Genomic DNA, 20,800 nt, shown 5'->3' with positions numbered 1-20,800 from the left:
TATCTACCTTCCTCGGTTCAGTAGGCGAAGGACAGGGCCGGGGCGGCCTCGGAGGAGTCAACGGAGTCGCCGTCGGAGTCGTCGTCGGAATCCGTGTCCTTGCTGTCCTGGTCCGTCTGCTTGGACGTGCCGGTCTTGTCCGGCACCGGGGTGCGCACCCCTTCGCGAATGTAGCGGCGCAGCAGCATGAACCAGACCACTCCGAGCGCGGCGTACAGCAGGGTGAAGATGACCATCGAGGCCAGCACCGTACCCGAGGAGACCGCGGAGGAGACGCCGTCGGCCGTGAGCATGTAGACCTGGGAGACCGGGTCGGACAGGTTGGGGACGATGACCCAGGGCTGACGGCCCATCTCACGGAAGATCCAGCCGAAGGAGCAGGCGATGAAGGGCATCCACATGGTGGCCAGCGCCGCCTTGCCCAGAAGCGGGCGGGAGACGAGCCTGTTGGCGCGGGTCAGCCACAGGGCCAGAGCCCCCAGGCCCATCGAGGCCATGCCCAGCCCGATCATGAGGCGGAAGGACCAGAAGTTGACCATGACGTTGGGGCTGTAGTCGACGGCGTTGCCGCGCGCATCAGTGGTGCCGTACTGCTTGTAGATGTCACCGGCCTCCTTGAGCCCGGTGATCTTGGCGTTGACGTCATTGGTGGCCATGAAGGAGTAGACACCGGGAACCGAGATGAACCGGACCATGCCGTCCTCGTTCTTGCAGTCCCCGAAGGCGGCCACGGTGAAGGGTGCTCCGGCCTCGGTGTGGCACAGCCCCTCGGCGGCGGCCATCTTGCCCGGCTGGTACTCGGCGACCAGCTGGCCCTGCATGTGGCCGGTGCCGGCGGTGACCAGGCCCGCGGCCACCATGACGACGGCCCCGAAACGGGCGACCCGCCGCCACAGCTCACGCGCCTCGAAGTCCTGCTTCGCCTGGGCGGCTTTGACCATCCACCACACGGACACGCCCATGACGACGGCCGCGGCCACGAGCAGGGCCGAGGAGATGACGTGCAGCACGGTGGCCCACACCAGCTCGTTGGACAGGAGCTTGAGGAAGCCGCTCACGCCGTCGAGCTCGGCACGCCCCGTCTTGGGGTTGACGACGGCGCCCACCGGGTGCTGCATCCAGGAGTTGGCGGTGAGGATGAAGAAGGCGGAGAAGTTCGTGCCGGCGGCCACGGCCCACATGCACAGGTTGTGCAGCCTGGGGGACAGTCGGTCCCATCCGAAGATCCACAGGCCCAGGAAGACGGACTCCATGAAGAAGGCCAGCAGGGCCTCGAAGGCGAGAGGGGCGCCGAAGATGTTGCCGACGAACCTGGAGTACTCCGACCAGTTCATGCCGAACTGGAACTCCTGAACGATGCCGGTGGCCACGCCCAGCGCGAAGTTGATCAGCAGAATCTTGCCGAAGAACTTGGTGGCCACGAGCCACTGCTTGTTGCCGGTCCTGCGCCACAGCGTCTCCATGAGAGCCACCAGCGGGGACAGCCCGATGGTCAGCGGAACCAGGATGAAGTGGTAGACGGTGGTGATACCGAACTGCCAGCGCGCCAGATCCAGAGAGTCCAGCGCCGTAGGAGAGATGGCCATCCGTGCCACCTTTCGGAGATGACGATGAGGTCGATAAGAGAATCTGTAGAACGTCCTACAGGTCAATAAGAGTATTATAGTGCATCTGTCGCGCCATGTCGTGAAACGCGTGAGGTGTGAAGGTGCTGCGACCTGCGGCCCATCCGGTTCTTTTCCTGTGGTCGCACCGCTGATGAGGTGTTGTCGCAGTAGTTTAAAAGGTAAGCGTTGAAGGTGTGACTGCTGTGAGATTGGGTCGAAAGTCCGTAATACTTTAGTGGGGCTTCCGCGTGTCTTGGTGGGAGTGGGTGGTTGCTGGGTGGGTGATGAGGTCAACGTGCGCAGAGATCGGGGACACCATGAGTCGCACAAGCGCTTATCGGCGTTTGTGTGGGATACTTCGAGCCGGCTTCGGGTGTCTCGTACCGGTACCTGAAGCCGCGCCTTCCGGCCGACCCTGTCCGAGGACCTTGCGCCGCCTGAGCTGCGCCGCTGCGAGCCCGGTCTGTGTGGACGTCAGGTAAGGCGTGCGCCCTCGCGGGCGCTCTCAAGACTTTCTCGCTGCTCCCGGCCGGGAGCACAACCGCGCTGACGCGTCGAGGGTACGACGACGGCGTTAGCCCCGGAGAGTGCAAGCCCCATGGCACGTCGCACCACATCAGAATCAACAGAATCGTACGAGCAGGACCGCGCTGACGGTGACGCTGTGAGCGCCCCGACTCCGCGCCGCCGTCGCAGGGTCACCGCGGCCGCGGCCGCCCCCGCCCAGGCTCCCGTTGCCGAGCAGCCCGGTTCGGTAGGGGCCTTAGATGCCGTTACCGCCTCCGGGTCCGAGGAGCCCGGCGTGCAGCCGGCCCCGCAGACCACAGCCGTCGAGCTGGCCCCTCCTCGTCGTCGTCGGAAGGTCGTCGCGGCCTCCGCTGCCCCCGAGGAGGCTCCCGCCGCCGAGCTCCACGTCGCCGCAGAGGTGGACGAGACCGACGGGGTGCACGTGGCCGAGGGTGGGTCGAGCGCCGATGCTGCGCAGGAAGACCTCGACGAGCAGGTCGACACCGAGGCAACCGACGATGAGGAGCCCGAGATGTCCCAGGAGGATGACGAGCTCACCGAGGCGGACCTGGATGAGAAGGACCTCCAGGCCCCCCGCCTTCCCGCAGCCTCGCTCCTGTTCCAGGCCCCTGACCCCAGTCGGGCCCGTCGACGCCGCCGGGTCACCGCGGCGACCGCCGCCCCCCAGGCGGCGCCAACCGCCTCGCGCCACCAAGGCGCCAAGGACTGGGCGGATAAGGAGGACGCCGGTGCCCAAGCCGGTGCGGAGGGACGCAACGAGGAAGCTGAGGCCGAGTCCTCCCGATCCGACCGCAGCAGTGCCCGCGGCCGTCGGCGTCGGCGGGCGGTTGCTGGTACCGGTGCCCCGCAGGAGCCCCGCGAGGACTCCGTCCACGACAAGGCCGACACCGAGTCCGCCGAGGTCTCAGAGGATGACGGGACCGATGAGTCCCGGGCCGAGTCCTCGGAGGATTCCGGTGAGGGCGGGGCCCGCCGCAAGCGCCGCCGTGGCGGACGCGGTCGGCGCTCGCGCTCGCGGGGCGAGGACTCGGCGCGCAACGACGCCGATGATGAGCCGCAGGCCGTGGAGGAGGGCGGAGCTGATGCGGCGTCCTCGCGCGAGACCTCCGCTGACGGCGCCACTGAGACCGCCACAAGCACCGTGTCCGGATCGCGCCGTCGGCGGCGTCGGTCCCGCACCCGCTCGGACAGTGGCGACTTGCGTGACGAGGTGACCGCCCTCAAGGGGTCCACCCGCCTGGAGGCCAAGCGTCAGCGCCGCCGCGAAGGGCGGGCGGCCGGGCGCCGTCGTCCCATCATCACCGAGGCCGAGTTCCTGGCCCGTCGCGAGTCCGTGGACCGGCAGATGATCGTGCGCGAGTCCGACGGCCTCAACCAGATCGCCGTCCTGGAGGACGGGCTCCTCGTGGAGCACTACGTCTCCCGGCACACGCAGACCTCCATGGTCGGCAACGTCTACGTCGGTCGGGTTCAGAACGTCCTGCCCTCCATGGAGGCCGCCTTCGTGGACCTGGGTAAGGGCCGCAACGCCGTGCTCTACGCCGGTGAGGTTAACTGGGACGCCGCCGGCCTGGAGGGCAGGCCCCGCCGCATCGAGGACGCCCTCTCCAGTGGCGACACCGTCCTGGTCCAGGTCACCAAGGATCCCATCGGCCACAAGGGTGCTCGCCTCACCAGCCAGATCACCCTGGCGGGCCGATACCTGGTCCTGGTCCCCGGAGGCACCATGACGGGGATCTCGCGCAAGCTGCCGGACACTGAGCGCAGCCGCCTGAAGAAGATCCTCAAGCGGATCGTGCCCGACTCGGCCGGAGTCATTGTGCGCACCGCGGCGGAGGGGGCCACTCAGGAGCAGCTGACCGCCGACGTCGAACGCCTCGTGGCTCAGTGGGAGGCCATCGACAAGAAGGCGTCCTCCGTCATGAAGGGCAGTGGCAAGGCCCCGGTCCTGCTCAAGGGGGAGCCCGAGCTCGCCGTGAGAGTCATCCGCGACGTCTTCAACGAGGACTTCCGCAGGCTCGTCGTCTCCGGTGACAACACCTGGTCCACGGTCTCCCAGTACATCGACGAGGTCAGCCCGGATCTGTCCGAGCGCCTCGAGCACTGGGTCGGCCCCGAGGACGTCTTCACCGCCCACCGCGTCGACGAGCAGCTCGCCAAGGGCTTCGACCGCAAGGTCTGGCTTCCTAGCGGCGGCACCTTGGTCATCGACCGCACCGAGGCGATGACCGTCATCGACGTCAACACCGGGCGCTTCACCGGTGCGGGAGGCACTCTGGAGGAGACCGTCACCCGTAACAACCTGGAGGCCGCCGAGGAGATTGTCCGCCAGCTGCGCCTGCGCGACATCGGCGGCATGGTCGTCATCGACTTCGTCGACATGGTCCTGGAGTCCAACCGGGACCTCGTGCTGCGCCGGCTCGTGGAGTGCCTGGGACGCGACCGGACGCGCCACCAGGTCACCGAGGTCACCTCACTGGGGCTGGTCCAGATGACCCGCAAGCGGGTGGGGCAGGGGCTGGTCGAGGCCTTCTCCACCACCTGTGAGCACTGCAAGGGCCGGGGCTTCATCGTCCACGACGAGCCCGTGGAGAACCAGCAGGTCGATATGTCGGCCTCCGCCTCACGCGGTGGCGGGCGCTCGCGCGGGCGCAAGAACCGTGAGGAGCAGGCCACCGGCGGGGTGAAGAAGGAGACCAAGCAGGACTCCCAGGAGACCAAGGGTTCCAAGGGCTCCAAGGGCTCCGGCCACGGCAAGGGAAACGCAGGGCGCGACGTCGCCGCATCGCCGGAGTCCGGAGCCGACGACGAGGCCCGGGCGGCGGTGCGCGGGGCCCTGGCCCAGATCGCGGCTGCCGCCGAACAGGCCCACAAGGACCACCAGCAGGAGGGGCAGGACCCTCATGAGGAGAGGTCCGTTGAGACCTCGGCCGCGGGTGTGAGCGACAGCGCCCATGACGCGGCGGGGACTGCGGAGAACGTGGAGCCCGTCGACGGCCAGGACGTTTCGGACTCCCCGGCCGAGGACAAGCCGGTCAAGAGCCGGTCGAGGAAGACGGCTGACAAGAAGTCGGCGAAGAAGTCCAGTGAGAAGAAGAGCGACAAGGCGGATAAGAAGTCGGGGAGGAAGACCGGTGGGAAGGCTGAGAAGAAGGCCGCCACGACGTCTGAGGGCCCTGCTGAGCCGCAGCCCGACGAGGCGCCGTCGGGCTCGGCTGAGGAGAAGCCTGCAAGGAGAACGCGACGGCGGGCCGCGGCCAAGAGCACCGCGCCCTCGCCGGAGAATTCTTCAGACACCCCGGAGGCATCGGCCTGACGAGGTCTCCGTGCCCAAGAACACAGGGGACGGGGAGGATCGGAGGTTGGTGCTGGCGACATGATCGCCTAGAGTTATCTGCCGGTGCTTCTTGCACCATTGCCCAGACAGGGCCCTCCTGGCGAGGCTGATCCCGGCTTTGCAGCGAGTGAGAGCCTTTCGAAGAATCTACAGAGATGAGCATTCAAGTGGTCTACGCGATCGTCAAGGCCGGCGGCCGTCAGGAGAAGGTCTCCGTCGGCGACGTCGTGGTTGTCGACAAGCTTGCTGGTGAGATCGGCGACGAGGTCACCCTCGCTCCCGTCATGCTGGTGGACGGCGACAAGGTGACCACCTCTGCCGCCGATCTGGCCAAGTCCTCCGTCACCGCCGAGATCGTCGGCGATGAGAAGGGCCCCAAGATCAACATCCTCAAGTTCAAGAACAAGACCGGCTTCCGCAAGCGCCAGGGCCACCGCGCTCAGCTGACGGCCGTCAAGGTCACCGCCATCAAGTGACCGCCCCGGCGTCAGCCAGTACGCGGGCATCCTGAACGCACACGCTCGAGAAGAAAGAAGCCTTCAACCATGGCACACAAGAAGGGTCTTGGTTCCTCCCGTAACGGCCGTGACTCCAACGCGCAGCGCCTCGGCGTCAAGCGCTTCGGCGGCCAGTTCGTCAAGGCCGGCGAGATCATCGTCCGCCAGCGCGGCACCCACTTCCACCCGGGCCGCAACGTCGGCCGCGGCAACGACGACACCCTGTTCGCCACCGCTGCCGGTAACGTCGAGTTCGGCACCTTCCGCGGTCGCCGGGTCGTCAACGTCGTGCTCCCCGAGGCCTGAGCCCCGAGCACATCAACACGTCGCGAGAGAGGGTGGACGGCAGTTGCCGTCCACCCTCTCTCGCTATCCCGGACTCACAGGAGACCCCATGCCCAGCTTCATTGACCGAGTGGTCCTCCACGTGGCCGGCGGCGACGGCGGCAACGGCTGCACCTCCGTGCACCGTGAGAAGTTCAAGCCCCTGGCCGGACCCGACGGCGGCGACGGCGGTCATGGCGGCGACGTCGTCCTGACCGTCGACCCCCGGGCGACGACCCTGCTGAGCTACCACCGCTCCCCGCACCAGCGGGCCGGCAACGGCACCCCCGGCATGGGGGACTGGCGCCGCGGTACCGACGGCAAGAACCTCGTCCTGCCCGTTCCCGAGGGCACCGTCGTCAAGGACTCGAGCGGCCAGGTCATCGCCGATCTCGTGGGGGAGACCGCCAGCGTCGTCGTCGCCCAGGGCGGCACCGGCGGGCGCGGCAACTTCTCCCTGGCCTCTGCCAAGCGCAAGGCCCCCGGCTTCCACCTCCTGGGTGAGCCCGGTCAGGCCCGCGACATCACCTTGGAGCTCAAGACCATTGCCGACGTCGCCCTGGTGGGCTACCCCAGCGCCGGCAAATCCTCCCTCATCGCCGCCATGAGCGCCGCCCGCCCCAAGATCGCCGACTACCCCTTCACAACCCTCGTGCCCAACCTCGGGGTGGTCGAGGCCGGCGACGTGCGCTACACGATCGCCGACGTCCCCGGCCTCATCCCCGGCGCCTCCCAGGGCAAGGGGCTGGGGCTGGACTTCCTGCGGCACATCGAGCGCTGCGCGGTCATCGTCCACGTCCTGGACTGCGCCACCCTCGAGCCGGGGCGCGATCCCCTGTCCGACCTGGAGACCATCGAGGCCGAGCTCGCCGCCTACTCCGAGCGCCTCGGCGAGCAGGAGGACGACCCCTCCCTCACCGGCCGGGTCCCCCTCATGGAGCGTCCCCGTATCGTGGTGCTCAACAAGGTCGACGTCCCCGACGCCGCCGAGCTCGCCGAGTTCGTGCGCGCCGACATCGAGGCCCGGGGACTGCCGGTCCACATCATCTCCGCGGTCGCGCACACGGGACTGCGTCCCCTGTCCTTCGCTCTGGCCGGTGAGGTCGAGCGTGCCCGCAAGGCCGCTCCGGCAACTCCCCGGCGCGACCGCGAGTCCGGTGGGACCGAGGGCTCCGGTGAGCCGCGCCCCATCATCCGGCCCGCAGCGGTCGGACGCCGGGAGAAGGAGAGCGTTGCCCAGGTCCGTCTGATGGCTCACCCCAGCGAGGGGCAGGTCTACCAGGTTCGCGGGCAGCGCCCCGAGCGCTGGGTGCGTCAGACCGACTTCTCCAATGACGAGGCCGTCGGCTACCTCGCCGACCGTCTGGCCGCGGCCGGGGTCGAGGACGAGCTCGTCAAGGCCGGCGCCCACGCAGGAGACACCGTCCTCATCGGCGAGGTTGACGGGGGAGTGCTCTTCACCTGGGAGCCCTCGATGACCACCGGCCCCGAGCTGCTGGGCGCCCGAGGCACCGACCTGCGCCTGGAGACCAGTCGGCGTCGGACCAACGTGGAGCGGCGCAGCCAGTACCACGAGATGATGGACGCCAAGGAGGCCGCACGCCAGCAGCTGCGCGACGAGGCCGCCGAGGGCCTGTGGACCGATGCCGCCTCCTGGCACGGGGACGACGAGGACTGACCGGAGGGATCCCGTGACACCATCAGGAACCGGCACCGGCGCCGCCGGTGGGCAGGAGCGCCCGGAACGACTGCCCGCCGGCGCCCGCGTGGTGGTCAAGGTCGGCTCCTCGTCCCTGACGCGCGCCGACGGCGGGCTCGACCTCAACCGCATCGACATCCTCGCCGGCCTCATCGCAGGCATGCGCAGGCGTGGCCACGACGTCGTCCTGGTCTCCTCCGGGGCCGTCGCCTCAGGGCTGGTGCCCCTGGGGATGAGTCAGCGCCCCGACGAGCTCAGTCTCCTGCAGGCGGCCGCCTCCGTGGGGCAGGGCCGGCTCGCCGCCCGCTGGGAGACCGCAATGAGCGCCTACGGGCTGGTGACCGCCCAGGTCCTGCTGACCGCCCATGACGTCGCCATCCGTAGCCACTACCGCACGGTGCGCGCCACTTTCGACTCCCTGCTCTCACTGGGAGCCGTCCCCATCATCAACGAGAACGACGCGGTGGCCACCAGCGAGTTCAGCCTCGGCGACAACGACCGGCTCGCCGCCCTCGTGGCCCACCTGGTGACCGCCGACGTCCTGGTGCTGCTCACCGACGTCGACGGCCTGTGGACCGCGCGCCCCGGGACCCCCGGCGCCACGCCCATCCGCTATGTGCGCTCCTTGGCGGACCTGGCGGGGGTCAGTGTCTCCGGGCGCGGCTCCTTCGTGGGAACCGGCGGCATGACCACCAAGCTCCAGGCCGCCACCATCGCCTGCGCCTCGGGCACCACCACCCTCATCGCTCGGGCCGACGACGCCGCTGGGCTCCTGGGGCAGGGGCGGGTTCCCAGCGACCTGGGCACCTGGTTCGAGCCCACCGGGCCCCACCGCCCCAGCCGGCGGCTGTGGATGGCCCACGCCTCCCAGCCCGAAGGGCGTGTTCTCATCGATGCCGGGGCGGCCCGGGCCCTGACCGTGGGGAAGAAGTCGCTCCTGCTGCCCGGCCTGACCGGCGTCGACGGGGACTTCGAGTCGGGCTCCGTGGTCGATGTCGTCGGCCCCGAGGGTGTCCTGGCGCGGGGAATATGCCGCTACGCCGCTGCTGAGCTGCGCGAGGTTCTGGCGGCCCGGGCCGAGGGTGCTGCCGCCCCCGATCACGTGGCCCCAGTGATCCACCGCGACGATCTCGCCGAGCTGCCCCGTATCGCCGGAGTCTGAGCGCATCGCCTCGAGCATGGGTGCGAATCCTGGCGATTCGATCGGTGGGGCGGTCACAATGTCCGAGTGAGTTGCTCGTTCCTGCAACGTCCCTGCGCGCCGCCGTGGACCTTTAGCAGGGCACCACTGCACCATCGAGGACGTACTTCTGTTACCAGGACTGCGTTCTACGGCAAACGACGACGCGGGGAACCCAGTATCCCGTCGGACAACGCAGTCCCCGAACGAACAGTACGTCCTCGGCGCGAACCGCAGTCCCCACTATCCCCGGACCGCCCGAGCCGCCTCTCGGCCGGACCACTGCACGAGGGTGGGGTGCTACTGGAGGAGAGGCGGATGTGCTTCAGGTAGGTGGGGCCTTCGTGCAGTACGCACAACCCCTGGCCAGTGGATCCCTACCCTCCTGCTGTTCGTGAACACCGTGGGCACCTCAGCCCTCACACCGGTGGCCCGCCAGTGGTTCTGTGGGCCGACGCAGACTCCTCCTGCCGGGGTCTCTTCTTCTATGGTGTCCCCATGAACGACGTTGAGGCCCACGAGCTCGTCACCGCAACCGCCCGCTCCGCCCGCGTGGCGCAACGGAGCCTGGCCAGGGCCCCGCGCGCCGTCAAGGACGCCGCCCTGGAGGCCATGGCCCACAGCCTCACCGAGCACGGTGAAGCGATCCTCGCGGCCAACGCCGCCGACCTGGAGCGCGGACGCCAAGGCGGGATGAAGGCCGGCCTCCTCGACCGCCTTGCCCTGGACTCAGGCCGCCTGTCAGCCATCGCCGACTCCCTGCGCGAGGTGGCCGCCCTGCCCGACCCCGTGGGCCAGGTCGTTGACGGCTCGGTCATGCCCAACGGGCTGCGAGTGCGCCGGGTGCGGGTGCCACTGGGCGTCGTCGGCATGATCTACGAAGCCCGCCCCAACGTCACCGTCGACACCGCCGCCCTGGCCGTCAAGTCCGGCAACGCCATCATCCTGCGCGGAGGCAGCGCCGCCCAGGACTCCAACGCCGCCATCGTCACGGCCCTGCGCAGCGCCCTGGAGGCACAGGGACTGCCCGCAGACCTCGTATCGAGCATTGATGCCGCCGGTCGGGACGGGGCCCGCGCCCTCATGCGCGCCCACGGTCTGGTCGACGCCCTGGTGCCGCGGGGCGGGGCCGGACTCATCCGCACCGTCGTCGAGCAGTCCACCGTGCCCGTCATCGAGACCGGATCGGGCAACTGCCACGTCTACGTCGACGCCAGTGCCGACCTCGAGGCCGCGGTGAACATCATCGTCAACGCCAAGACCCAGCGCGTCGGGGTGTGCAACGCCGCCGAGACGCTCCTGGTCCACGCCGACGTCGCCGCCACCTACCTGCCGGCGGCCGCCCGAGCCCTGTGGGACAAGGACACCGTCCTGCACACCGACCCCACTGCCCACCAGCTCCTGACCGAGGCGGCCGCGGACGGTGGACATGATGACCTCTTGACCGAGGCCACTGAGGCCGACTGGGACACCGAGTACGGCTCGCTGGACCTGGCCGTGCGCGTCGTGAAGAGCCTGGAGGAGGCCATCGACCACATCCGCGCCCACACCACCGGGCACACCGAGGCGGTCCTCGCCCAGGACGTGAGCGTCATCAACGACTTCATTGCCGGCATGGACTCGGCGGCCGTCATGGTCAACGCCTCGACCCGCTTCACCGACGGCGGACAGCTGGGGCTGGGGGCCGAGCTGGGCATCTCCACCCAGAAGCTCCACGCCCGCGGCCCCATGGGATTGAGCGAGCTGACGACGACGACCTGGATCGTTGAGGGAGACGGCCACATCCGTCCCTGAGCCCTGATATTGGGACGCCTCGGAGTTGGACGGGGCCAGGACAACCGGGAGAAGGGGAGGACGCCGGAGTGGCGAGTCTGCTACATCGTTTTGGTCGCGGCCGCGTCATCGCCGCCGCGGTCGTCGTGGTGACAGCGGGCCTCCTGCTCGCGGTCACCCGCATGGTCTTCTCCCACCCCGCCGAGTCTGCGAAGGAACCGGGAATCGTCCTGACGGCGAGCCCACGGGCCACGTTGTCCCACTCCTCGACCACGGCAACGCCGAGCCGGAGTGCCGGCGGTGCCGGCAGTACAGTTAAGTACGGATGAGAAAGCTCTCAGGTTTGTCGGAGGCTAGACCAGTCGCACCTGGACTCCGGCTTGCTGCAGGGCCTCGACCTGGTCGGCGGGAGCAGCGTCGTCGGTGATGACGGTGTCGATCTTGGCGGTGGGGCAGATGAGGGCGAAGGCCGTCCTGCCGAGCTTGGAGCTGTCGCACACGACGACGACGTGCTCGGCGGCCTCGACCAGGGCGGCGTTGACGGCCGCCTCCCCGTCGTGCTGGGTATAGGCGCCTCTGTCATCGAGGCCCTCGACTCCCAGGAAGAGCGTTCCCACACTGATCGAGGGAAGGATGAGAGAGGCCAGGGGGCCGGTGAGCTCGAAGGAACGGGCTCGCGCGATCCCACCGGTGACGACGACGCGCACGCACTGGCGCACAGCCATCTCGTTGGCGATGTTGACGGCATTGGTGACCAGGGTGACCGGCACCTCCGGATCGGTCAGCTCCGGCAGGAGCGCGATCTCGCGAGCCACCTCGGTGGTCGTGGTGCCGCCGTTGAGACCAACAGAGTCACCCGGGTGCACCAGGGCTGCCGCCGCTTTGGCGATGCGGGTCTTCTCATCGGCCATCTTGGAGGTGCGATAGCGCAGAGGCGGCTCGGTGGAGGTGGGATTGGCGATGGCGCCGCCACGGGTACGGCTGACCAGCTGCTGGTCCGCCAGGTGGTCGAGATCGCGCCGTGCGGTCGCCGCCGAGACCCCCAACCGCGTGATGATGTCATCGATACGGACGCTGCCCTCGTCCATGACGATGTCGAGGATGGCCGAATGGCGATCATGCCGAGACATCTCGATCCTCCTGGGGGTCAAGGGGGGTGGTGTGGGACGAAGAGGGAAGGGACGGGGCGGGAGTGGGACGTGACGTGATTTGCACATCAACTACTTGCCGTATTCTAGTGACCGCGCGGGAGGTAGCCAGCATATGGATGTCAGCATAGTTCAGTGATGCCCGCGGTTGCCTCCTGAGAGCGACACATCGCGATGCAAACCTTGCTACTGTCGTCGACATCAATCACGCCATTGCGTGGGGTGGTGGCCCTCGTAGGCTCGCCGCCCTGCCTCCGAGAACAGAGAAGATATGGGTTGTCCCGCTGACCTTGCCGCGCCCCTCCGCCGTGAGGAGGGCGTCGTCGCCATGGGGGTCGATGTCAGTGCCGACGCCGTCTCCGCGGTTGTCGCTGATGGCCGGGGGAGTGTCGTGTCCTCCCTGGAACGGCCCGTTCCCAAGGAGTGCCGTTTAGACGCCGACCGGCTGGCCCAGGAGATCGGCAGCGCGGTCCAGTCCTTATGCGCGGGCCTCGCCGATGACCTCAGCGATGGAGCGTCCGGTGCGGCGGCACTCGTGGTCGGGGTCAGTGTGCCCGGCGTCGTCGACGAGGATGAGGGGCGCGTGCGCCGCAGCGAGACTCTCGGGTTGCAGGACGCCCCGCTGGCGAGCCTGGTGAGGCAGTCGCTGTCGTCTCAGGCCGCTGAGGTGCCCGGACTCTCTGGAGACCTTGAGGTAAGGGTCTATCAGGATGCAGGCTGTGGCGCCTGGGCCGAGAGCCAGTGGGGTGCGGCCGGAAGGAACTGCCTCTATCTGGCGGTCGGTGCGCGGATCTCCTCCGCCGTCCTGCTGGGCGGCGCCCCGGTGCTCGGTGAGGGCTGGGCCGGTCAGGTCGGTCGGATCCTGGTTCCCGATCCGGACTGGAGCGGGGAGAGGGCCCGCCTGGAGGATGTCGCCTCCGTGTGCGCCATGGTGAGGCGCCACACCGCCGGCATGCTCGATGACTCCGCGGGCTCCTCCGGCTCCGGCGCCACTGCGCCGGCCTCGGGCGGCTGTGATGACGCTTCCGGTGAGTCATTGACCCAGTGCGCCTCAGGTCTGGAGGCCCTCCTCGGTGCGATAGGTTCGGGGGACCGGGAGGCGCGCCGCGTCTGGGAGACCGGCCTTGACTGCCTGGCGGAGCTCGTCGCTCACGGTGTCGGTCTGCTCGGCCCCCTCGACGTCGTCGTCAACTCCGAGCTGATGCGGGCTGACGAGGCCGCATTCCTTGAGCCTCTGCGACGTCGGGTGGCTGATCTCGTGGGCGACCTGCCGGCGCCACGGCTGATGGCCGCCAGGCTCGGGGCAACGGCCCCGGCGCTGGGGGCGGCGGGGCGCGCACTGGCCGGCTGGAAGTAGTCTGACGGCAGCCCGAATGCCGCCTCGCGTCTCTGCGCCGTTGGCTGATAACTCGCTTATGGCGTTGCGGAGACCCACAATGGGGGTAGGCCGTGGCAGTATGTTCGCCAACTGCAGTTGTCCAAGCCGGTTGAGGAGAACCAAACGTGTCCCCCAAGAGAGAAGCGAGGCGCAGCGCGTGACCCTGTCTGCTCGTCCGCTTCGCATCGGCATCATGGGTGGAACCTTTGATCCGATCCACCATGGGCACCTGGTCGCAGCCAGCGAGGTGCAGAACGTCTTTGCTCTCGACGAGGTCATCTTTGTGCCCACCTGGGCCCAGCCCTTCAAAAAGGAGCGCAAGGTCTCCCCGGCCGAGCACCGGTACCTCATGACGGTCATCGCCACGGCCTCCAACCCGAGGTTCACGGTCTCCCGGGTCGATATCGACCGGGGCGGGACGACCTACACGATCGACACCCTCCACGACATCGCGACCGAGTACCCGGGCGCGGAGCTGTACTTCATCACTGGGGCCGACGCGCTGGCACAGATCCTCACCTGGAAGGACAGTGAGGAGATCTTCGACCTGGCTCATCTGGTGGGGGTGACGCGTCCCGGGCACGTCCTCAGCGACTCCGGGGTTCCCCGCGACCGGATCTCGCTGGTGGAGGTGCCGGCCATGGCGATCTCGTCGACTGACTGCCGTCAGCGGGTCGGCGAGGGGTCTCCGGTGTGGTACCTGGTTCCTGACGGTGTCGTGCAGTACATACGCAAGTACGGGCTCTATCGTAGGGCCTTGCGGCCGGCGTCGGCGACGTCGATGACGGCGAGAGTGGCCCGTGAGCAGTCCCTGAGGAAGGAGAACGACGGTGAGCACTGAGCAGACCGGCGTCAATGCCCCCACGTCCGAGGAGCCGACGCCGGATGAGCACGCTCCACGCGGTAGTCGTCGTGCGATCCGGCAGGCGGAGCGTGCCGCGGAGCGCGAGGCGATCCTGACCGGTCAGCAGCCGCTCCTGACCCGGCGTGAGATGAGGCGTCTGCGTGAGGAGGCCAAGGCGCTCAGGGCTGCCGTCGAGGCGGGCGAGATCACCCCTGAACAGGCTCAGGCGCTCCAGGACCCTCTTGCCGATCCCACGTCGGTGACCTCTCGTTCCTCCGCCACCTCCGGTGATGAGGCCGAGTCCGGCCCGGGGGAGCCGGTCGAGCCCGCTGCCGTGGACGGGGGTGACTATCTCGAGCAGGGAGGGCAGAACCCGCCCCTGAGCATGTCCGACCCCGAGGGGCCGGCCGCCTCCGCTCCGAGCTGGCGCTCTCTGTCGGCGGCCGAGGCCGTGGCGATCTCCGAGATCGAGACGGGCCTGATGGAGGCCGTTGATCTGCCGGTGGCCACCCTTGACTACGACGCCCACTGGGCCGCGGAGGCCAGCTCCGAGCCGGCGCCGGTGCCCACCCGCTTCTCGCTCAAGGACCGCCTTGAAGGAGGCTCCGTCTCCGAGACGGAGGAGCCGGAGAGCCCGCAGGGCAATGAGCTTCGGGGCGCGGTTGAGGCGAGCGACGGCGCTGAGACCGAGGAGCCTGCCACCAGTCCCTACGACTACCGGGAGGGTCTCGAGCCGGCGGCCCAGGGCGACGGGGATGCCTCCTCGCAGTCCTCCTCAGCGACCGACGTCGTCAGCGCCGCCTCCGCTGTTCCCGCCGTCTCCGCGACGGTCCCCGGTGCCGCCGACCTCGCCGCCTACGGGCAGGCCGGGGCTGTGCGGACCACCGAGTCCGCCCGCAGTGGGGTCAGTGCCGGGTCGGCGTCCTCCGCCGGCTCGGTGCGCCGCCCCATCGTGCGGATTCCTGCCGCTGCGCAGGGGGTACGCACCGTGAACGCCTCCACGGGAGAGCTCAGCTCGGTCCAGCCCGTGGACAGCTCGCCGTCGGCCCAGGAGGCCGCCGACGCGCAGGATGTCTACGGCGCCCCCTCCATCGAGGAGCCGATGGTGCAGGGCGACGCTGAGGTCGAGATCGACGTCGAGGCGCAGACCATGGCGGTGCCGACGTCGGCACCCTCGACTCAGGCTGCACAGGACTCTGAGTTCAGTGCGCCCGGGGCCCCGCAGTGGAGGTCTCTGCATGAGCCCCCGCAGGCGGGTAGCTTCCAGGAGGCGATCGTGGACGGGACGGCTGAGACCGCAGCCGTCCCCGGTGAGGCCGTCAGCCCCTACGCCTTCTACAGCGAGGAGGCCGAGAACGGTAATGGTCCGCTGGGGGCCTCTGAGTGGGACTCCGTGGCGGCCCCGGCTGCTGAGGCTCCCGAGGAGCCCTACCTGGCTCCCGTCAACGAGGTGACCGGCAGGGTGCCCACCCCCGATCACGTCCTGCCGATGGAGCAGCCCGGCTCCTCCTCACGCATCGGTAAGATCCTCATGGCCGCACTCATCATCGTCCTCCTGCTGCTCATCATCGGTGTTGTCCTGGCGCTGCTGATCTCCAACGGCAAGCTCGGCGGCAGCTCGAGCGCCATGGCGGCCGGCATCGGGGCGGGGGAGTGGATCCGTCAGCTCGTCTGACGGCGGCGTGCACGGTACAGTCGCCGCTGCCGCATGATGTCCGACTGACCGTCCCGAAGGAGAGCCGTGTCCGCCACTGAACACGCCACCGGCCTGGCGATCGCTGCCGCTCGCGCGGCGGCTGACAAGAAGGCCGAGCACCTCGCCGCCATCGACGTCTCCGAGCGACTGGGACTCACCGACGTCTTCCTGCTGGCCTCCGGGGCGAACGACCGCCACGTCCACGCCATCGTCGACGCGGTCGATGAGGCCATGCACCATGCCGGGGCCAAGCGCCGCACCCGGGAGGGCTTCGCCGACGCCCACTGGGTCCTCGTGGACTACGGCGACATCGTCGTCCACGTCCTGCAGAACGAGGACCGGGAGTTCTACTCGCTCGAACGTCTGTGGAAGGACTGCCCCGCTATCGAGCTGCCGGTGGACCTGACGCATGAGAGCAGCCGAGACGGTGATGCCCTCGGTGGCTGGGAGACCACTGCGTCATGACGGATCTCATTTTGTGGCGCCACGGTCAGACCGACTACAACAGTCAAGGGCGTATTCAGGGCCGGGTCGACATCCCTCTCAACGAGACCGGTCGCGACCAGGCCCGGCGCGCCGCCGAGGGCATCGTGGCGCTGGGGCCCGTTCGCATCATCTCCTCCCCGCTGGTGCGGGCTCGGGCCACGGCTGAGGTGCTGGCGTCGCTGACCGGCCTGAGCGTTGAGATCGATGAGGGACTGGCGGAGAAGTCCTTCGGGGACTGGGAGGGGCTCAAGGCCGCTGACATCAAGAAGCAGTGGCCGGAGCACTACGCCACCTGGCGCGCCGGGGGAGAGCTTCCGCAGTTCAGGATCGAGGGGCGCCGTCAGACCGCTGAGAGGGTGGGAGAGGCACTCAAGGCCATCGTCGCAGGCTCTCAGAAGGACGACGTCGTCGTGGCCGTCTCCCACGGAGCGGCCACCAACCTGGGGGCCACCTACCTGCTGGGGATGGATGCCCAGCAGTGGTTCGGCCTACGTGGCATGAGCAACTGCTGCTACGCGCTCCTGCGGACCAGCGAACGGCCTCCGGGCTGGTCGGTGGTGACGTGGAACGCCGGGCCGCCGGTGGACTCTAGTCCGTTGGGTAGTATCCTGGGCTGAACGGGTGAGGTAGTGCACGTGGTGCGGATTTGCTCTGACGGGTCCGAACTTCATACAGTTATCCGCGTCGCCGCACGCGAGCGACGCCTGGACGGGGCTATGGCGCAGTTGGTAGCGCGCTTCCATGGCATGGAAGAGGTCGGGGGTTCGAATCCCCCTAGCTCCACGATCCCCTCGGAGTGAACGCCGGGTGGGACGCCTGGACGGGGCTATGGCGCAGTTGGTAGCGCGCTTCCATGGCATGGAAGAGGTCGGGGGTTCGAATCCCCCTAGCTCCACCACATCACCGAGCAGGCCCCGCCATCCAGGCGAGGGTCATTGTGTTTCTCCACTCACCGTTACTCTGTGCGGCACAATGCGGGTATGGCTATTGCTGTACTGGTCAAGGCCTTGGGTGCCTTCTTCGCGATCATGAACCCCTTTGTCAACTTGCCCCTGTTCCTGAGCCTCACCCAAGACCAGGATGCTGCGACCCAGCGGCGCACAGCGGTTCGTACAACGATCTCCTCCACCGTCATGTGCGCCGTCGTCCTGCTCCTCGGTGCGACGATCCTGAGATTCTTCGGCATCGGCGTCGACGATTTCCGGATTGCGGGCGGAATCGTCCTGCTCATCATCTCCTTGTCCATGCTCCACGGCAGTGGCTCCAGCGCACACGAGGGCAGCGCGCAGGAGAAGCAGCAGCAGCGCGACGTCGTTGCCGGTGACGGGAACGACATTGCCTTCTACCCTATGACCTTTCCCATCCTCGTGGGTCCGGGAACAATCGCCACCATCATTGTCATCCAGTCCCAGGCCCGGGGACTGGACGGGCATGCGGCGGTTGTGGCTGCATTGGCGGCCGTCCTCATAGCGCTCGGGATCGTCCTCTACTTCTCAGCCAGCATCGGTGCTCGTCTGTCCAAGACGATGCGCACCATTATGACTCGCCTCATGGGAATGATCCTGGCCTCGATCGCGGTGCAGATGATCGTCGTCGGGATCCAGCACCTTTTCCCCGGGCTGGCTCGCTGAGACGCGCCCCACGTGCGGGTTCCCGAGAGGAACTGGCTCCACGAGCAGACTGAGGGTAGCCTCACCTTCAGATGCTGCTGGGAGCACCCCGCTCCCACGTGCGGCAACACGGTAGGAAGGTAAGCGTGTGACCTCCGTTCAGGTTCCTGACATCATGCAGCGTGCTCGGCGCATGGCCCGGCGTCTTCTGGCCGGCAGTGGGAGCGCCGCGGTAACGGCCTACCGCATCGACCCCTCCGCACCGGCTGCCTTCGTCGCTCATGCCATGCGGGCCGATGGCCGGATCCTCGTTGCCGCCTGTCCTCCCAAGAGCACCCCATTGGCCATCGCGCCCGACGGCGTCGCCGTTGACGTCCGACTTGATGTCACTCTCGACGCGGCCGAGCCCGGTGTTCGCATCACTGCCGCCACCGCTCATCTGCTCGGGAACCTGACCTGGGTCGAGGGCGAGGACCGCGCCCTGGTCCTGGCCTCCTCTCGGTCCTCTGCCTGCCACTGCGCCATCGTCGGCGAGGATCCGCTCGAGCGGGTCCGGGAGATTGCCTCGGGACCCGGTGGGCGGCTGGGCGTCATTGCCTGCGAGCGGGTCATGCTTCACTGCGTCTCCGGGGTCTCCAGCCACGACATTGAGGAGATCCTCGACGTCGACTCCACCGATGCCGGCGCAGCCCCCTCACCCTCCTGGAGCCCTCAGGAGATCATGGACGCCCATGAGGCGGTCAGCGCCGTCGGCCAGCTGGGGCTGCGGGCCGTGTGCGAGGCCGTGCGCGAGGGGCAGATGCTCGGATGGGTCTGCTCCTCCCGCCCTGCCGTCGGGGTGTGCCCCACGTTGTGGGACAGGACCCTGTGCGTCGACGTCGATGCCCACGGGGTGACCCTCATGTCTATCACCGGTGAAGAGGTCATCACGCTGGTGGTCTCCTTCCCGCAGGCCCTGGCCGGTGCCGGCGAGGTCGGACCGACCCTGGAGCAGCTGGCCTCTCAGGCCCTGCCGCAGCGCCTGGCTCGTCCCTGAGGCGAGATTCAGTCACCCGGCTGTGCTGACGGCCGTTGATCCGACTGCAGAAACCAAAACGGGGATGCCACCATGCGGTGGCATCCCCGTTGGCCCCCAGCCGCTCGAGCTGGAGAGCCTTCCGGTCAGCGAACCTCGTAGGTTGTGCAGGCGGCGGTGTCGCCGCCGACGGTCACGGCCTCGGCCGTGCACATGAGGTCCTTGTTGTGGACGCACTCGAGGCGCTGGCAGGCACCCACGTGGCCCTCGGCCACCGGCAGACCGCCGCGGGCGTCGAGGCTGATGAAGGTGTCGCAGGCCGGTGCGCCGTTGTCGCCACCGACGGTGATGGCGAAGGCGGTGCAGCCGCCGTTGTTGAAGGCGCAGGAGGTGGTGGTGCAGGAGGAGATCTTGGTGACGGACATGATGCTTTTCCTTTCGAGCGGATGTGCGCTGTGGACGTGAATAACGTAAATCTGCATCCGCTCCCCGGCAACGAAGGGCAGCCTGTCCTGCTTCGGATCACGTTGTCAATCGTTGCAATGACGCTGTTTTGACGATCCGCATCAGGTTGTTTTCGCCCGTTGGAGGCCTTTGAGGAAGGCTAGGGTTGTGTGCCGTCGGTTTTCGTTATTCCTCGCAGGTAAGGCAGCCCTGCGAGGGTGCGGTTGAGGACTTGCCGCTGTGCGAGCGCACTACGTCAAAGGCGGGGCGGACACTGCCCGCCCCGCCTCCGGGGAGTCGCTGCTGCCTGGGCCGCCCGGAAGTCCGAGCGACCTGGAGGACTGCACGTGGATCAGCTGTGGGCCGCCGCCACGGCCAGGCGCAGAGAGTCTGCGAAACGGGTCTCGCGCTCGGCGGCGCTCATGTCGCCGGAGTGGTCCAGCAGGTGGTCGGAGACGGTCAGGATCGCCAGCGCCTGCTTGTCGTACTCGGCGGCGACCCCGTAGAGGGCGGCGGCCTCCATCTCCACTCCCAGGACCCCGTACCTCGCCAGCGCCTCGGTCTGCCCCTCGGGGGTGAAGTAGAAGTGGTCCCGTGACATGACGGTGCCCAGGTGGACTTCTCCGCCGGCCAGAGCCCCCTCGAGCTGCGAGACCTCGTATGCGGCCGCAGCCAGCCGGAAGTCCGCCACCGCGCAGAAGTTGACGCCCGGGATGCGCAGCTGGTTCATGGAGGAGTCCGTGTGGGCGCCGGTTGCCACGATGACGTCGCCGACCTTGACCTTCGGGGAGAGGGCGCCGGCGGTGCCCACCCGAATGATCCGCTCCACCCCGAACTGGCTGAACAGCTCGGTGGCGTAGATCGTGAAGGAGGGCTGCCCCATCCCCGAGCCCATGACGCTCAGTGGCTTCCCGTTCACGGTCCCGGTGAAGCCCAGCATCCCGCGCACGTCAGTGACCAGGCGGGCGTCATCCATGAGGAGCTCGGCAATGCGCCGGGCCCGCTTGGGGTCGCCGGGCATGAGGACGGCTGGGGCGAAGTCTCCCGGCTCTGCGGCAATATGAGGGGTGGCCATGGGGGTCCTCTCGGAGTGGTGAATCAGGTGTGGACAGTGGTGTTCAGTGTGGCATGGATCGCGTGAGAAAAGACAGGCTCCCGCCCTGACGATTGTCCGTATCGTGAACATCAGACGACACATCGTGGTCGCTGGGCTAGCGTCCAACGATAAAAGGGC

General features: G+C 68.3%; 18 protein-coding genes and 2 tRNA genes. 16 read left to right on the top strand and 4 right to left on the bottom strand.

Annotation, left to right across the window (positions count from 1 at the left end; genetic code table 11):
• Window positions 1-17 precede the first annotated feature (17 nt).
• Window positions 18-1,586 carry a cytochrome ubiquinol oxidase subunit I gene (locus RIV14_RS01605; protein ID WP_075371785.1) on the bottom strand — a complete coding sequence of 523 codons (1,569 nt, stop codon included), beginning with the start codon at window positions 1,584-1,586 and terminating at the stop codon, window positions 18-20.
• 619 nt (window positions 1,587-2,205) lie between these two features.
• Here RIV14_RS01605 and RIV14_RS01600 point away from each other — a divergent pair.
• The 7 genes from RIV14_RS01600 to RIV14_RS01570 all read left to right on the top strand — a co-directional run bounded on the left by RIV14_RS01600 (window position 2,206) and on the right by RIV14_RS01570 (window position 11,274).
• Complete coding sequence (locus RIV14_RS01600; protein WP_075371786.1) at window positions 2,206-5,451, top strand: Rne/Rng family ribonuclease; 3,246 nt, start codon at window positions 2,206-2,208, stop codon at window positions 5,449-5,451.
• A gap of 176 nt (window positions 5,452-5,627) precedes the next feature.
• On the top strand, window positions 5,628-5,948 hold the full coding sequence (gene rplU / locus RIV14_RS01595; protein ID WP_075371787.1) for a 50S ribosomal protein L21: 321 nt from the start codon (window positions 5,628-5,630) through the stop codon (window positions 5,946-5,948).
• 69 nt (window positions 5,949-6,017) lie between these two features.
• Window positions 6,018-6,275 carry a 50S ribosomal protein L27 gene (gene rpmA / locus RIV14_RS01590; RefSeq protein WP_003785909.1) on the top strand — a complete coding sequence of 86 codons (258 nt, stop codon included), beginning with the start codon at window positions 6,018-6,020 and terminating at the stop codon, window positions 6,273-6,275.
• 88 nt (window positions 6,276-6,363) lie between these two features.
• On the top strand, window positions 6,364-7,971 hold the full coding sequence (gene obgE, locus RIV14_RS01585; RefSeq protein WP_075371788.1) for a GTPase ObgE: 1,608 nt from the start codon (window positions 6,364-6,366) through the stop codon (window positions 7,969-7,971).
• A gap of 88 nt (window positions 7,972-8,059) precedes the next feature.
• Window positions 8,060-9,154, top strand: coding sequence for a glutamate 5-kinase (gene proB / locus RIV14_RS01580; RefSeq protein WP_075371789.1), 1,095 nt, complete (start codon window positions 8,060-8,062; stop codon window positions 9,152-9,154).
• 516 nt (window positions 9,155-9,670) lie between these two features.
• The gene (locus tag RIV14_RS01575) at window positions 9,671-10,966 is read left to right on the top strand and encodes a glutamate-5-semialdehyde dehydrogenase (RefSeq protein ID WP_075371901.1); all 1,296 of its coding nucleotides are present in this window, start codon (window positions 9,671-9,673) and stop codon (window positions 10,964-10,966) included.
• A 68-nt stretch (window positions 10,967-11,034) separates the two neighbouring features.
• Entirely contained in the window at window positions 11,035-11,274 is a 240-nt protein-coding gene (locus RIV14_RS01570; protein WP_256699034.1) for a hypothetical protein, read from the top strand.
• A gap of 24 nt (window positions 11,275-11,298) precedes the next feature.
• Here the strand turns inward: RIV14_RS01570 and RIV14_RS01565 are convergent, their stop codons facing one another.
• Window positions 11,299-12,075, bottom strand: a complete 777-nt coding sequence (locus RIV14_RS01565; RefSeq protein ID WP_075371790.1) for a DeoR/GlpR family DNA-binding transcription regulator — start codon at window positions 12,073-12,075, stop codon at window positions 11,299-11,301.
• 289 nt (window positions 12,076-12,364) lie between these two features.
• Between RIV14_RS01565 and RIV14_RS01560 the strand changes: the two genes are divergently transcribed.
• From RIV14_RS01560 to RIV14_RS01520, 9 genes are all read left to right on the top strand, one after another.
• Window positions 12,365-13,450, top strand: coding sequence for an ROK family protein (locus tag RIV14_RS01560; RefSeq protein ID WP_075371791.1), 1,086 nt, complete (start codon window positions 12,365-12,367; stop codon window positions 13,448-13,450).
• 178 nt (window positions 13,451-13,628) lie between these two features.
• Complete coding sequence (gene nadD, locus RIV14_RS01555) at window positions 13,629-14,312, top strand: nicotinate-nucleotide adenylyltransferase (protein ID WP_075371792.1); 684 nt, start codon at window positions 13,629-13,631, stop codon at window positions 14,310-14,312.
• On the top strand, window positions 14,302-15,990 hold the full coding sequence (locus tag RIV14_RS01550; RefSeq protein ID WP_075371793.1) for a hypothetical protein: 1,689 nt from the start codon (window positions 14,302-14,304) through the stop codon (window positions 15,988-15,990). The genes nadD and RIV14_RS01550 overlap by 11 nt, the downstream gene beginning before the upstream one ends.
• Window positions 15,991-16,056: 66 nt before the next feature.
• The gene (gene rsfS / locus RIV14_RS01545; protein ID WP_075371794.1) at window positions 16,057-16,476 is read left to right on the top strand and encodes a ribosome silencing factor; all 420 of its coding nucleotides are present in this window, start codon (window positions 16,057-16,059) and stop codon (window positions 16,474-16,476) included.
• Window positions 16,473-17,114 (top strand): histidine phosphatase family protein, encoded by a 642-nt coding sequence (locus RIV14_RS01540; RefSeq protein WP_075371795.1) that lies wholly within the window; start codon window positions 16,473-16,475, stop codon window positions 17,112-17,114. The genes rsfS and RIV14_RS01540 overlap by 4 nt, the downstream gene beginning before the upstream one ends.
• A 93-nt stretch (window positions 17,115-17,207) precedes the next feature.
• Window positions 17,208-17,280, top strand: a tRNA-Ala gene (locus RIV14_RS01535).
• A gap of 39 nt (window positions 17,281-17,319) precedes the next feature.
• Window positions 17,320-17,395 (top strand) — tRNA-Ala (locus RIV14_RS01530).
• 82 nt (window positions 17,396-17,477) lie between these two features.
• The gene (locus RIV14_RS01525; RefSeq protein ID WP_075371796.1) at window positions 17,478-18,128 is read left to right on the top strand and encodes a MarC family protein; all 651 of its coding nucleotides are present in this window, start codon (window positions 17,478-17,480) and stop codon (window positions 18,126-18,128) included.
• Window positions 18,129-18,255: 127 nt separating this feature from the next.
• Complete coding sequence (locus tag RIV14_RS01520) at window positions 18,256-19,143, top strand: hypothetical protein (protein WP_075371797.1); 888 nt, start codon at window positions 18,256-18,258, stop codon at window positions 19,141-19,143.
• 125 nt (window positions 19,144-19,268) lie between these two features.
• Here the strand turns inward: RIV14_RS01520 and RIV14_RS01515 are convergent, their stop codons facing one another.
• Together RIV14_RS01515 and deoD are read right to left on the bottom strand one after the other, a co-directional pair.
• On the bottom strand, window positions 19,269-19,547 hold the full coding sequence (locus RIV14_RS01515; protein ID WP_004565152.1) for a DUF1540 domain-containing protein: 279 nt from the start codon (window positions 19,545-19,547) through the stop codon (window positions 19,269-19,271).
• Window positions 19,548-19,918: 371 nt separating this feature from the next.
• Window positions 19,919-20,641 (bottom strand): purine-nucleoside phosphorylase, encoded by a 723-nt coding sequence (deoD, locus tag RIV14_RS01510; RefSeq protein WP_075371798.1) that lies wholly within the window; start codon window positions 20,639-20,641, stop codon window positions 19,919-19,921.
• Between the last annotated feature and the right edge of the window lie 159 nt (window positions 20,642-20,800).

Origin of the sequence: Actinomyces acetigenes, from assembly GCF_031296635.1 — a bacterium.
GTDB lineage: Bacteria > Actinomycetota > Actinomycetes > Actinomycetales > Actinomycetaceae > Actinomyces > Actinomyces acetigenes.
The sequence above is the reverse complement of the archived record's forward strand: the minus strand, read 5'-3'. Positions and strand labels throughout refer to the sequence as shown.

Bases quoted from the DNA above. Each gene is read 5' to 3' on its own strand.
- RIV14_RS01605 (WP_075371785.1), bottom strand. From the start codon at position 1,586: ATGGCCATCTCTCCTACGGCGCTGGACTCTCTGGATCTGGCGCGCTGG.
- RIV14_RS01600 (WP_075371786.1), top strand. From the start codon at position 2,206: ATGGCACGTCGCACCACATCAGAATCAACAGAATCGTACGAGCAGGAC.
- rplU (WP_075371787.1), top strand. From the start codon at position 5,628: ATGAGCATTCAAGTGGTCTACGCGATCGTCAAGGCCGGCGGCCGTCAG.
- rpmA (WP_003785909.1), top strand. From the start codon at position 6,018: ATGGCACACAAGAAGGGTCTTGGTTCCTCCCGTAACGGCCGTGACTCC.
- obgE (WP_075371788.1), top strand. From the start codon at position 6,364: ATGCCCAGCTTCATTGACCGAGTGGTCCTCCACGTGGCCGGCGGCGAC.
- RIV14_RS01575 (WP_075371901.1), top strand. From the start codon at position 9,671: ATGAACGACGTTGAGGCCCACGAGCTCGTCACCGCAACCGCCCGCTCC.
- RIV14_RS01565 (WP_075371790.1), bottom strand. From the start codon at position 12,075: ATGTCTCGGCATGATCGCCATTCGGCCATCCTCGACATCGTCATGGAC.
- RIV14_RS01560 (WP_075371791.1), top strand. From the start codon at position 12,365: ATGGGTTGTCCCGCTGACCTTGCCGCGCCCCTCCGCCGTGAGGAGGGC.
- RIV14_RS01540 (WP_075371795.1), top strand. From the start codon at position 16,473: ATGACGGATCTCATTTTGTGGCGCCACGGTCAGACCGACTACAACAGT.
- RIV14_RS01525 (WP_075371796.1), top strand. From the start codon at position 17,478: ATGGCTATTGCTGTACTGGTCAAGGCCTTGGGTGCCTTCTTCGCGATC.
- RIV14_RS01515 (WP_004565152.1), bottom strand. From the start codon at position 19,547: ATGTCCGTCACCAAGATCTCCTCCTGCACCACCACCTCCTGCGCCTTC.
- deoD (WP_075371798.1), bottom strand. From the start codon at position 20,641: ATGGCCACCCCTCATATTGCCGCAGAGCCGGGAGACTTCGCCCCAGCC.